At 45.4% G+C, this 13,687-nt stretch carries 10 protein-coding genes; 9 read left to right on the top strand and 1 reads right to left on the bottom strand.

Annotation, left to right across the window (positions count from 1 at the left end; translation table 11 throughout):
• Positions 1 to 115 precede the first annotated feature (115 nt).
• On the top strand, positions 116 to 310 hold the full coding sequence (locus G9U52_RS36370) for a hypothetical protein (protein ID WP_166157589.1): 195 nt from the start codon (positions 116 to 118) through the stop codon (positions 308 to 310).
• Between the two features lie 11 nt (positions 311 to 321).
• On the opposite strand, the gene G9U52_RS36365 is transcribed toward G9U52_RS36370, so the two are convergent.
• A complete protein-coding gene (locus G9U52_RS36365; protein WP_166157586.1) occupies positions 322 to 1,365 on the bottom strand; it encodes an alpha/beta hydrolase family protein in 1,044 nt (347 codons plus the stop codon).
• Positions 1,366 to 1,599: 234 nt separating this feature from the next.
• On the opposite strand from G9U52_RS36365, the gene G9U52_RS36360 reads away from it, so the two are divergent.
• From G9U52_RS36360 to G9U52_RS36325, 8 genes are all read left to right on the top strand, one after another.
• On the top strand, positions 1,600 to 3,447 hold the full coding sequence (locus G9U52_RS36360; RefSeq protein WP_166157583.1) for a hypothetical protein: 1,848 nt from the start codon (positions 1,600 to 1,602) through the stop codon (positions 3,445 to 3,447).
• A gap of 39 nt (positions 3,448 to 3,486) precedes the next feature.
• Positions 3,487 to 4,413, top strand: a complete 927-nt coding sequence (locus tag G9U52_RS36355) for a metallophosphoesterase family protein (RefSeq protein ID WP_166157580.1) — start codon at positions 3,487 to 3,489, stop codon at positions 4,411 to 4,413.
• Positions 4,414 to 4,438: 25 nt separating this feature from the next.
• On the top strand, positions 4,439 to 6,223 hold the full coding sequence (locus G9U52_RS36350; RefSeq protein WP_166157577.1) for a sensor histidine kinase: 1,785 nt from the start codon (positions 4,439 to 4,441) through the stop codon (positions 6,221 to 6,223).
• An 18-nt stretch (positions 6,224 to 6,241) separates the two neighbouring features.
• Positions 6,242 to 7,294, top strand: coding sequence for a helix-turn-helix domain-containing protein (locus G9U52_RS36345; protein WP_166157574.1), 1,053 nt, complete (start codon positions 6,242 to 6,244; stop codon positions 7,292 to 7,294).
• A 106-nt stretch (positions 7,295 to 7,400) separates the two neighbouring features.
• Positions 7,401 to 8,333 carry an ABC transporter permease gene (locus G9U52_RS36340; RefSeq protein ID WP_311764984.1) on the top strand — a complete coding sequence of 311 codons (933 nt, stop codon included), beginning with the start codon at positions 7,401 to 7,403 and terminating at the stop codon, positions 8,331 to 8,333.
• Positions 8,334 to 8,363: 30 nt separating this feature from the next.
• On the top strand, positions 8,364 to 9,230 hold the full coding sequence (locus tag G9U52_RS36335; RefSeq protein WP_243767769.1) for a carbohydrate ABC transporter permease: 867 nt from the start codon (positions 8,364 to 8,366) through the stop codon (positions 9,228 to 9,230).
• A 36-nt stretch (positions 9,231 to 9,266) separates the two neighbouring features.
• Complete coding sequence (locus G9U52_RS36330; protein ID WP_166157571.1) at positions 9,267 to 10,832, top strand: extracellular solute-binding protein; 1,566 nt, start codon at positions 9,267 to 9,269, stop codon at positions 10,830 to 10,832.
• A 128-nt stretch (positions 10,833 to 10,960) separates the two neighbouring features.
• Positions 10,961 to 13,672: an MGH1-like glycoside hydrolase domain-containing protein gene (locus G9U52_RS36325; RefSeq protein WP_166157568.1), complete on the top strand. Its 2,712-nt coding sequence runs from the start codon at positions 10,961 to 10,963 to the stop codon at positions 13,670 to 13,672.
• Positions 13,673 to 13,687 lie beyond the last annotated feature (15 nt).

Here is a 13,687-nt window from a genome sequence, read left to right as displayed (position 1 = left end):
CATGGGGGACGTGGCGGCAGTCGTATGCTTCCTTGGCGATCAGCTTCGGTTTAATAATTGAGGCTACGACATCAGCTCCTATATTCCCCCACAGGCAGGTTGGGAAATTGGCGCTGTGTCTATATTGAAAAGCGGGAACAACACGACAGCAGCTAAAAAGCTGGTAGATTTTGTTCTATCCATAGATGTACAGACCGACTACATGAATACCGCTTTTTCACTCCCTGTGCTTCCAGGTATCATTACCAATCCACTGCTATCCGATTTACGTGACTTGCCTATGAGCGGGCGATATCGTAATTTTCGATGATGTCCAAGGTTTTAACTCAGATGCTCTTTCATAAAGCTCCATACACGTTGCTTATAATAGCGATGTCCACCATCACCTATGAATAATTCACAATAAGGGGTAGCTGTAAACCCGCTGTATATATGTTGCAAATGTGCAAATGCCTCTTGCGTACCAGCGATCGGGAATATTGGATCTTCCTGTCCATTTACCATCAAGACGGGACGAGGAGCAATTAGCCCAGCCACATCGTAGAGCTCACAAAGCTGCATGATTCCAGGGATGACATTACATGGACAATGGTCCAGGTTCAGAATACTCTGCTCAAAGGTGCAAAAATATGCACTTGGGGCAGCAACGGTAATGCGCTCATCCAGAGCTGCAGTAAATAATGAGACCGTGCCTCCACCGGAGTTTCCAGTAATTCCAATTCGGGTTGTGTCAATTTCATTCCTCGTTTGCGCGTAATCAATCAATCTTGTCATGTCATGTACGCGTTCTCCGATAAGTGTACGTCCTTTAAGTAAGGCTTTGGATTGAAGATTGACACAGGAGGATACCATGCCCTGCTCAATCTCCTGCTGCCGTCCCATTTCCAAAAAACCACGGACATCAGGTGCAATAACGGCGTATCCTGCTTGCACCGCCTGCAGAGCTACCTCACGGTCACCATCCTGGGCATATTTCTTGGCTTCCTCATCGATGTGGATGCCCACGTAGGTCTCTTTTCCGTGCTTTCCATGTCCGTGGGGAGTCAGAATAAGAGGCAGCTTGTTTGTTCTATGTTTCGGAAGAAGCAGATAAAAGGGGATTTCAACCTGCTGCTCAGTCATTATATACAGCTTCTCCCTGGTATAGTCACCCAAGTCCTCAATTCCCATACTGCGTGGTTCAAGCGGCAAGTACTTGGTGTTCTCTTGAATAAGGTTAAGTCCCGTCAATTCCCGTAAGACGTTGCGTAAAGATTGCTGCCACTTTTCTAAGCTCCCGGAGTCCAATGAACTGCGGTAATCGTAAGTCCGATTCTGGTCCTTGCGAAGCACTTCCAAATAAGCCGATTCATTCAAATATTGCATTTGGGGCATCTCCTTAATTTTCCTTATTTTTTCCGATTATAACCCAAGGCTGAGCCTTAGGAAAGCCTTTGGGCCCCTTTAACTAGTAAGTAGCAAAATATGACTACTTTAGTCAAAGATAAGCCATATTCAGAGCCTGAAAGGATCATTTATAATGACAGTAATCTTTATCTAAAGCCACTACTTATGAAGCAAGCTTCCCCCTAAGGGAAGCACTCAGGAGGATAATTATCTATGAAGTATGCACAAGTCCGGCAAGAGTATTTGGAATATTGGTCTGAGTTGGATCCGAAGGTTCGTGGGGGTATGCTGGAAGGCAGGCAAAAGTTACTGTTTGCCCTGACCCAATTAGCTGCTGGAAAGACACCGAATCAAGAATTTATTTTGAGTGCGCTTGCACCCATATATTATAGATTAGATTGCAGTGATTTTTCAGTCTCCATGTTGCTCAGGATGTTGTACTTAGATTCAAAAAGCGGATTGTTAAGCAGCGATGTAGTCACCAAGATTAAACATACGCTGCTGGAGTATGATTATTGGTTTAGCGAGAATGCGAAGTTTCCGGGCAAGCAGAATATGTGGACAGAAAATCATATTATGGCCTTTCACACCGGCGAATATTTGGTTGCACAGTTGTTTCCGGAGGAGACCTTTACCGCACGGGGGAAAAAGGGAAAAGAGATTATGGCGGAGCTTAAGCTGAAAATGCTCGATTGGATCAACCTTAAGGGCAAGGTTGGATTCTCCGAATGGGATTCACACACCTATTTGCCGACAAATGCGAACTCCTTGTTGAACGTATTTGATTTTGCCGAAGACCTTGAGCTTAAACAGAAAGCCGGTGATTTGTTGCAGGTCGTCTTGTTCGGTTTGGCTGTTAACTCCTTCCAAGGAGTGCTTGCTTGCACTTACGGCCGGACTTATTCAAGAGACCTCAAATCGGGTGCTAAGGATCCAACACGCTCTCTTAAGAAATTATTGTGGAATTTCGGTGAACTAAGCCAGACCACGCTTGAAAAATGTACGGTCGCTTTTGCGACAAGCTACTTTGAACCGCATCCTATACTTGAACGTATTTTTCTGGACAAACGGAGTATGGAGGATCATGAGCAGCAAAGCTTTAACGTAGAAGACGGACCGTTGTTCGGGAAGGGCTTTGAGGATGAAGAGGACTTGACGTTATATTGGCAAAATATGGGATACACACATTCGAAAATTATTGAAGCAACTAAACGAATGGGTGAGAAATACGGTATAATGGTGCATAGTGAAGTATACAATGAGCATGAATATGTAAAAAATTGCCGAATTATTGGAGTGGAGCCTGAAGCTTGCCGCGCGATCACTTATTTAAGCAGGGTCAATAAAATCACCTACAAAACGGCCGATTACATGCTAAGCTGTGCCCAAAGCTACCGTCCAGGCGAGAATGGGTTTCAGCAGCATATATGGCAAGCAACGCTGGGGAAGGATGCGATCGTTTTCACGAACCACCCCGGAACCTTTACCGAGGGGGAAGGAAGACCGGATTTGTGGGCCGGCAACGGGATCTTCCCGAGAGCCGCTCAATATAAGCATACTTTGGTTAGTATTCATAAGTTGCGTGAGGATGTAAGCGTTCCCTACTCCCACGCTTATTTCCCGAAACAGGGATTTGATGAAGTTTCTGAAATCGCAGGCTGGATCTTCGGCAGGAAGAACAATGGATATATCGCGCTGCATTCTCAGAACGGGTATGCCTGGTCTGCCAACCCGAAACATGCTGAGGAAGAAGTCATATGTGATTCGTTGACTAATATATGGGTATGCCGTGTAGGATCGAAACAAGATCATGGTTCGTTTGCTTCCTTCGCAGCAGAAATATTGCAATCTGGCTTGCAATTTGACGGTCTTGATATGAGCTGGGACATTGCCGGGGATACGATACAATTTGGTTGGGATCAGCCGCTTTGTGTAAACGGTGAGGAGATTCCGTTAACGGGCTATAAAAGATTTGAAAACCCTTACTGCACATCAGAATATAGGTCTGGGCACTATGAAATCCGCTTCGAGGAGGACAGCTTGATCCTGAATTTTGATTAGTTTCAGATGAATAACAAATCAGGAGAAAGGGGATAAGCTGTGTCGAAGACATTGAAATTTCGAGCAGACGGAAGCTTCACAATCGTACAATTTACGGATATGCATTGGAAGCTGGGTGACGGGCTTGATCAACAAACGAGAAGGCTAATGGACATGATTTTAAGTGCGGAGCAGCCTGATCTTGCCATTCTTACCGGTGATGTGATACAGAGCGGACAATGCTTGAACGGAAGGCCGGAAGCTTACGCTCAAGCTGTTCAGATTCTGGAGGAGCATGGGGTTCCATGGGCAGCTGTTTTCGGAAATCATGATAAAGAATACGGTGTAACGGGCGAGGAACTGATGGAGGTGCAGCGCAATTGTCCGCATTGCCTAACCGAAGCAGGTCCGGGCGGAGTTTCCGGGCTGGGTAATTTCATGCTAAGGATCGGAGGACCGGGAGGTTCATCCACTTCTGCAGTGTTGTATTTGCTTGATTCCCATGAAATGGCTCCATCGCCTGTTACCGGATACGATTGGATTAAACAAGACCAGATCGAATGGTACACAGAGCAATCCGCCAAGCTTGAACAGGAGTTTGGCCGGTCGGTGCCCTCCCTTGCTTTTTTCCATATCCCCCTGCCTGAATATAATACCGTTTGGAATGAGCAGGAATGCTGCGGCAGCCGTTTGGAGAAGGTTGCTTGCCCGCCACTGAATTCCGGGTTTTTCACTGCTGCGTTGGAACGAGGCGATATAACGGGTATGTTTGCCGGACATGACCATGTCAATGATTATTGCGGGGAGCTTCATGGTATACGCTTGTGCTACGGACGGGCTACCGGATATAATACGTACCCGCGCAACGGGACCGCAAGAGGGGCGCGAATGATTCGTCTGCTTGAAGGTGAACGGAAATTTCAGACCTGGATCCGATTGGACGACGGAACGGTTATTGGCGATCCTTCATCCCAAGAAACGGTGTGAATTCCAACAAATAGAGGGGATAAGCATGAATTTTATACACAGGTTTTCTATAAAAACAACGTTTTTATTGTTGTTTTTCTTTTTTTTATGTGTCCCTTTTATTTTGTTCGGTGTGATTTGGTATAAAGAAGCAACAAAAACGGTTGAAAACAATGCCTATCAAGCAAGTGAGCAATTGGTTGAACAGTTAAGCAATAAGCTGGACATTTATTTTAACGAATTAGAACGTGTCACCCTCCCTTTAGCGACGCACCCGTTGATCCAAGAATTTTTGAAAATCAATCCAAGCAGTGATTATAACCGTTACCAAAATTCGAAATTAGTCGGTACGCAGATTTTAGACACGATCCTATTTGGCAGAAAAGATTTGTATGGTGTCTCCTTGTATTCAGCTCAAGGAAATACGGTTTCTACCACTGCTATTTTTGCGAATCAGTCCAGGTTTGATTCTTATATGAAACAAGACGTGGACAGAAAAAACTTTCGTTTCTTCGGCATATCGGTTATCGACTCTGCATCTGTGTTGACAGTGGGGAGGAATCTGTATGTGACGAATACGATGCAGCTATCCGGTATTCTAGCTATCGATCTGAAGCTTATAGAGCTGCATACCATGGCGCAATCCGTTCAGATAAGCAAGACAGGTTTTGTTTGGATCGTAGATAATGAGGGCCGACTGATTTACCACCCGGAAAGCAATAGGTGGGGACAGCCGTTAAGTGATGCGGAAATGAGTGAGTCGATTCCACTGGAAGGGCAATTTTTAACCAGAAAGTCGGAAGACCAGCACCATCTCATTTCAAGCTTTCGTTCCAAAAGCACAGGATGGACGGTTGTGTTCCAAATCCCAATCCAAGCGTTGACGGGTGATATGGTTTCATTGAGGAATATGACCGTAACCATCGGAATCTGTCTGGTCATTATTGCTCTCGTAACGGTAGGTGGTTATTCCTTATTCCTGAGCCGTTCATTGTCACGATTGAGATATATGATGAAAAAAGCCGAGCTGGGGGACTTGTCAGTAACGGCTCCTACTCATAAAAACCAAGAAATTAACAGCTTATACCATAGTTTTAATAAAATGGTTGAAGAGATTAGGGGGTTAATCGAGGCTGTCCATATTTCGAAAGTAAAAGGAAAGCAAATGGAAATTAAGCAGCGGGAATCGATGCTGGCATCCATACAATCGAAAATCAATCCTCATTTCTTGTATAACACATTGGAGGTTATTAATTCCCATGCGATTATGGAAGGCTATAAACCTATTAGCCGCATGGTTATTGCCTTAGCGAAAATTTTCCGTTACAGCGTTGGAAGCCCGCACGAGCTTGTCCATATACAGATGGAGCTCGACCAAATCCAAACCTATCTGGAGGTGCAAAAGCAGCGGTATGAGGAACTGAGCATGGAGGTAAACGTTCCATTCTGTGAAGTGGTACAAGTGAAAGCTCTTAAATTGTTGCTGCAGCCTATTGTGGAAAATGCATTTATTCACGGTTATGAGAAGCATAAAAAAGAACCTGCCTATATTGGAGTTTTCGACGAGCTAAGGGCTGATTATTATGTCATTAAAGTAGTGGATGAAGGAGGGGGAATGAGTGCCGGAAAAGTGGAGCAGTTTAATCATGTCTTTAATGAAGTGACGATGAATCAGATCGTTGATGATCATCAGCATCCTTTCTTGAACCGGATCGGGTTGTGGAACGTGCATAGCCGGATTGTGCTAACTTTTGGCAACCCCTACGGGCTGCATATTGCCAAATCGGATGAATCGGGAACGGTCATTGAAATTAGACTTCCATATGAATAGAGCCATGGAGGAACAAAAATGCATAAAGTAATTATCGTTGATGATGAGAGCATGATAAAGCGAAGCTTAAGCATATTGATTGAAAGAAGCGGCCTTCCGTTCACGGTTGTCGGAACAGCCAAGAATGGGATGGAGGCCTCACAACTGATACAGAAGCTTTCGCCGGAGCTTGTATTTACGGATATTAACATGCCCGTTATGGATGGGCTCGAGCTGATTGAATGGGCGGAGTCCAACACCCCCCAAACCACATTCATTATTGTATCGGGCTACAGTGAATTCGAATATGCAAGAAGCGCGCTTCGATTTAAGCAGGTTGTCGACTATTTGCTTAAACCGATTGACCCTGACATCGTACTAAGTCTGCTGCAAACCATCGAGCAAAAATTCGAAAGAAAGAAACATGGAAATAACAACAACAGTGAATGGATTTGGGCTTGTACAATGTTGGGGGAGGAGCTGCTGAATAAAATTTGGTTTCTCGATCAAGCCAGCGTGGATCAAACATTGGATACTATTGATAAAGAGCTAACAGAAAAGTATGCATCCTACTTCCCGCTGCTCCATTGTTATACGGATTTACTCATTTTTATTAGGAATAACCTGCTTCGAAAAGATGACGGTGATATCAGCCTGGCCGAGTTGGATTTGTCCATGAACAGCCATACCAATCCCCGCGGACAATTCTCCGAAAATATCAACCGCCTGATGAAGGAAATCAAACGCAACAGAAACCAAGCGTACAGAAAATACATTCGTGCCGCCGTAACCTTCATTGAAAGTCACTATCACGAGGATACATTATCGCTTCAGCAAACAGCTGATGAGGTTGGGGTCTCGATTTCGTATTTGAGCCGCTGCTTTAAAGAAGAGACCGGGATTTCATTTATTCATTATGTAACCCAGGTCCGTATTGAACATGCCAAGCGTATGCTTGCCAACCCGGAATCCAAAACGTATGAGGTGGCTTATTTAAGTGGATATAAGGAGTATTCTCATTTTGCTAAAGTATTCAAAAAATACAGCGGATATAATCCAACAGAGTACCGTAAGTTACTTGGGCTTGAATAAATGAATCAGCGCCAATGAAAGACAAAAATTAACCAGTTCCGAATAAGCACGGATATGTCAAAGAAACAAGAAAGCGATTACACTTATTATAAGTCATATAAAAGGGGTGAAGAAATTGTCAGCCGCTGTCGGAGTAGTCAGAAAAAGAAATTACATGCAAAAAAACTGGCAGATGTACATGATGATTTTGCCAGGAGCGCTGTTTTTTATTATTTTCAAATACATCCCTTTAAGTGGGAGTATCATTGCATTCCAGGACTATTCCGTATTTAAAGGGATTCTGGGAAGTGAATTTGTAGGTCTGGAAAATTTCAGAACGATGCTGGCGTATCCTGAATTTTTTAGAATATTGAGAAATACGGTATTAATCAGTGTATACAAGCTGGTTTTTGGATTTCCTGCCCCCATTATACTGGCGATACTACTCAATGAAATCGGTAAAATGTTTTTCAAAAGGTTTATTCAGACTATTCTTTATCTGCCTCACTTTTTATCTTGGGTTATTGTGGGCGGCATGGTTATCAGCATTTTATCCCCGACGTCAGGCCCTGTCAACGAGTTGGTAAAGCTTATGGGTAAAGAGCCGATCTACTTTATGCAGGAGCCCGATTATTTTCGGATCATCATTGTTGTTTCCGATGTCTGGAAGGGAGTCGGCTGGGGTACAATCATCTACTTGGCTGCACTGGCCGGGGTGAACCCAGAGTTATACGAAGCAGCCGAAGTTGATGGAGCCGGCAAATTGCGGCAAGTGTCCAGTATCACGATTCCAGCCATTTTACCTACGATCATGATCTTATTGTTGTTGAATATCGGCGATATTCTCGATGTTGGCGTGGAGCAAGTGTATATGCTGCTTAATCCGTTAGTTACGTCAACAGGGGAAATCATTGATACTTATACATACCGCGTAGGCTTGCTGGGAGGCAAGATGAGTCTGACTACGGCTATTGGATTGTTTAAATCCATTGTAGGCTTGGTTCTTATCGTAATGGCCAATCAGGTCAGTAAGAAAACAACCGGCGAATCTATTTTTTAAAGCTTTAAAATAAATAGAAGGGAGAAGCCTATGAAAACCGCACTTTCATTAAAAATGTTTCGAGGGTTTAATTATATATTTTTAACCATCCTTGGTTTAGTTATGTTATACCCTTTTTGGAATGTATTGGCTGCTTCATTCAGCAGCGGTTCAGCTATTGTTAAGGGAGGTATCACCTTTTTTCCTAGGGAATTCACGCTGGAAAATTACGAGGCGGTGGTTAAGACGCCCTCCCTGTGGAAATCTGCTGGAGTTTCGATTTATATTACCGTGTTTGGGACCTTTCTTAATTTAGCATTTACCTCATTAATGGCGTTTGGGCTATCCAGAAGAGACCTGAAGCTGCGGTCAGCCATCATGATCCTGATTATTTTCACGATGATTTTCCAAGTGCCTATGGTGCCTGGCTATCTGGTTGTTAAATCGCTTGGGATGATGAATACGCTATGGGCGCTCATGATCCCCGGATTAATAAGCGCATTTAATTTGATTGTTATGATCTCATTCTTTCAGAATTTGCCCCATGGTTTGCTGGAAGCCGCTAAGATCGACGGTTGCTCCGATTTCGGCACATGGTGGAGAATTGCGCTGCCGTTATCGATCCCGTCTATTACTACAATCGGTTTGTTCTATGCTGTAAGCCACTGGAACGCGTATTTCAATGCGATTATGTTTGTCCGGGACGCCAGTCTTTATCCGCTTCAGGTCAAGCTGAGGCAGCTGTTGGTAGAAACGAATTCGGATGAAATGCGAAGTACCATGGCTTTGACGCTGCAGTCGGTTGAAGGTATCAAGATGGCTACCATTATTGTGGCTACTGTACCTATTCTGCTTATTTATCCAATGATCCAGAAGCACTTTATTAAGGGTGCCATGCTCGGATCTGTTAAAGGATAGCCTTTTATTTTACATTTTGAGGGGAGAGTTAAGAAAATGAACTGGAAAAAAGGGATGAGTATCACGCTAAGCGGTATTTTGTTGTCAACAGCAGTTGCCGGTTGTTCCACAAAGACAGAGACTGGAGCAGCAGGAGGTGGAGATGCAGCGGCACAAGCGGTAAATGCCCCGCCTCCGAAATTAAAGGTAGCCGTTGTCAACAATGAGGGCTATGTTGTTGCGTCTGCCAATATTAACGAGGACAAATACGTTCAAAAAATGAGGGAATTATCCAAGACCGACGTAAAATTCGAACTCATTAACAGCAACGAAAAAGAAAAGCAAATTACGCTTATGTTTGCTGGCGGTGATTTGCCTGATTTAATCCAAGCTGTCGGGATTAACAGCGCTGAGCTGGCTCCTGCGGTTGATGCGGGCGCGCTTACTGACCTGAAGCCACTGCTTGAAAAGTACGGTCCCAATATTATGAAAAACACGCCGAAGGAAGCTTGGACAGGTCCAGAAGTGTACAAAGATGGGAAAATATACGGCATTCCGTTGTTGAACTTTAATGATCAAGGCCGGATTACGCTGCTCAGAAAAGATTGGTTGGATAAATTAGGCTTGCAGGTTCCTAAGACGGTTGATGAGTTTATCGAAGTCTTAAAAGCATTTCGTGACAAGGATCCTAACGGGAACGGTAAAAAAGATGAAATTCCATATACCGGCCGTGAAGCGTTGCTGTATGCGGAAACGTTCATGAATGCCTACGATGTAACGCCGAATACGTTTAAATTCGAGAATGGCCAAATGGTTCCGGGCTTCATTCGTCCGCAAATGAAGCAGGCGCTGGAGTTGTACAAAATGATGTACCAAGAGAAACTGCTTGATAACGATGTGTTTTTGAACAAAACAAAGGATACCGATACTAAAATTAAGGGCTCCGGTTTAGTCGGCATGTTTGTCACAGGCGCGGATGGCATAGATAAGCTTGCCGCCGATTTGAAGAAGAATGTGCCGGGAGCTGAAATTATTCCTGTAGCCGCACCATTAGGCCCCGACGGAAAAGGCGGTTCGTTCAAGCGCTCTATTATTTCGGCTACAACTTGGGTAATCCCATCGACCAATAAGAATCCAGAGAATGCCATCAAATTTCTGGATTGGTTTTACACACCTGAGGCTCAGAAGCTGGTCTTATACGGCCTTGAAGGCGTGGATCATACGGTTGAGAACGGCAAAATCAGCTATAAAGTGCCGAGTACAAATGAAGAGACGACTCGTGAGTCCATGCATTTGAACTGGATGAGGTTCCTTGGGCCAAGCCATGTACTGAATAAAGAGTTTATGCAGCTTCGTCCGTTCGGCGACCTAGTCATGCAAGCAATGGAGATTGCTACAAAAGAAGGACGCAAGAATGACGCCGAGGGAATGCCTTACTTGCCTGCGATGCAGAAGAATCCAGATTTATATTACAAGGGTCTGTTTATAGAATTTGCTGCAAAGGTTATGACGGGTAAAGAGCCTGTAGAAAACTTTGATAAATTTGTAGAGGATTTCAAAAAGCGCGGTGGTGACGAGCTTATTAAAGAAGGTACGGAATGGTACAATAAAAACACTAAGTAAGGTCTAAGCTTGCTTAATACACTATAGTAGGTTACAAGGATGCCGGAGGTAGGAAGAGGGTTTCTCTTCCTTTGCCGGCTTCCCTTTTTATTATGCGATGGTCATGAGACGATGGAGGGTTGAATCGAATGCATGGAATAGAGAAGCTACGCAGTACCCATGATCTGCACCTTCCGACATGGGGGCCCTACACGAAACAATATGCGGGTATCTCCCATCTACCCGATATCGATAGCGGGCTGCGTTTCGACCTCAGCGTATTCGGGGGATTATACCGGCGCAAAGTCGATATTCCCAATGTGATGTGGGAATCCGGATTTCATCCATGGGAGGCGGCAGCTGACCTGTCTTATTATGCATACCGCCAGCAGCTGGAGTGGAAGGATCAAGTATATTGTGATATTTCATATAGCGCATGGTCCGAATGCGCCAGATTAATACGCTGTGAATGCATCAATAATACGAATCTAGAACAAACGCTGGTCGTAAACTGGATGGCATCGCTTCATGCGCCGCAGGTATCCTCGCACAAAGAGCGCCTTAGAGCTTGGCAAGTGGAGCTTCCGGAACTCGCATTGTGGGTGGATGCGCTGGACTATCGTTCACTCGGATTTGCGGTTCCAAAGGCTAATGATTCTTTAGTGTACGACGGCTGGATAGGTGGTGAAGAGCGTAAGCACGAATTTGTTGGCGGTTGCTGTCTCGGCAGAGAGTTTGGCAAAGATCAAGGCGATACGGTTACTTATCAACTCCGTATACCGTCCAAGCTGTATGAGGGGATGCTGCTCATTCGCTACCGGATGGCAGCTGGCGATAGTGCTGTTTTGAGCATAAGCGGCTTAGGTGATCAAGATATCCGGCTTGAGGGAAGCGGGGCTTTGCAAACTGCTGCGGCAGCTCTCGGCGTGCTGGATGCAGGAGATTATGTACTAACTATTGTTTCGGCAATCCCTGCCCCGTTGGAGCTTGATGGGTTCGTAATCGTAAACAAAGCGTCAGTGGAGCAGGTCGTTTTCTCCGAGGTGCCTTGGAACCCGGTCCCCGGGATCCGTACAGGCCCGGTTCCTGAAAGTTTGTTGTTAGCTTATGACCATACCGAAGGCGTATATGGACTAGGCTGGGACTTCGAAGCCTACGAAATCCGTGAGTATCATCACAGCGAATTGGATCGTTTCATGCGGCATCATGTCCACGATCATGTTCATGACTCATTCCAGGGCGATGGTCAGGGGCATTATACGAATGTGTTCATGCGGCCGCTTTTTTTACCGCCGCAAACGTCAAAGGTTGTATACGGTATCATTTGTGAAGGCAGTATCACCCAAGTGAACGAGGAACTGCAGCGTTTCCGCGAGGCACGTGGCCTTCAGGAAACCCGTTACTTGGCAGCCAAAGCAGGAGCAGCGGATCGTCAACCTAACCCGGCAGGGGAAACGTACCGATTCAGCCAACAGCTGCTGGCGGCGGTTATGCAGACGAATGTCGTATATCCCGTTTATACGAAACGTTCCTATATACGCCATAGCACACCTGGCCGCTGGTGGGATAGCCTATACACCTGGGACTCGGGGTTCATCGGCCTGGGTCTGCTTGAGCTGGATACGCAACGCGCGGTGGATACGTTGAATGCTTATGTAACGGAAGAGGATGACGAGCAAGCCGCGTTCATTCACCATGGGAGTCCGGTGCCCGTTCAACATTATTTGTATTTAGAGCTATGGAGCCGTACACAATCACGTGAGCTGCTGCAGTTTTTTTATCCCAAACTGCGCAGGTACTATTTGTTCCTGAATGGCAGCTTGGGAAGCTCCACTACGGCGGGGCTTGCCTCGGGACTGCTCCAGACTTGGGACTATTTTTATAACTCTGGAGGTTGGGATGATTATCCTGCGCAAGTTCAGGTGCATCGGCAGAAGTGTACAGCGTCTACAGCACCGGCAATTACTTCAAGCCACTGTATTCGAATCGCTAAAATTCTTCGAATGGCTGCATTAGAACTCGGTGAGTGCGAGCAAGACATCAAGGAGTATGATGAATCCATTAAACAACTGTCCAAGGCGCTTCAGGAATATGCCTGGGAAGAAAACAGCCAATATTTCGGTTATGTTGTGCATGAAAAAGGCGGAGCTGCAAACATCCTGCGGGATGAAGACGGCAACAACTATAACTGCGGGCTTGATGGGGTTTATCCACTAATGGCCGGAATTTGTACGTCTGAGCAGCAAGCGATGTTGCTGTCCCACCTATTCTCGCCAGAGGAGCTTTGGACCCCTATCGGAATAGGAGCGGTAAGTCAATCTGCGCCTTATTACCGCAAGGATGGTTATTGGAACGGAACAGTCTGGATGGCTCATCAGTGGTTTGTCTGGAAAACGATGTTTGATCTGGGAAAGGGAGAACAGGCCCGCCTAATCGCCGAAACGGCTTTGCAGGTATGGAAGCGAGAGACGGAGGCCACGTATAATTGCTTTGAGCATTTTATCGTAGAGACAGGCAGAGGCGCTGGCTGGCACCAATTCGGAGCCTTGTCTTCACCGGTGATGAGCTGGTATGCTGCCTATCACAAACCGGGCACCTTGACGGTGGGATTGGACATATGGATAAAGGAACGGACATTTAACAACCGCTTCACGGAGCTGGAGGCGCGAATGATTCGCCATGGGAGCAGTCATACGTCAAATTATACCTTTCTCGTCTGTATGACGCCAGGTGATGGCTATGCTGTTCTATGGAATGATAAGCAGATCGCATATGTTGAGCCATATAACGGAGTATTTGAGATTACCGTTCCTTGCTGTGAGGAAGAAGGAAAGCTGAATATCAAGGTCGAATCATATTGAAAATCACTTTAAAGG

The sequence above is a fragment of the Paenibacillus agricola genome (assembly GCF_011440305.1).
GTDB classification, from domain to species: domain Bacteria; phylum Bacillota; class Bacilli; order Paenibacillales; family NBRC-103111; genus Paenibacillus_S; species Paenibacillus_S agricola.
This window is presented reverse-complemented; position numbering and strand designations above follow the sequence as displayed.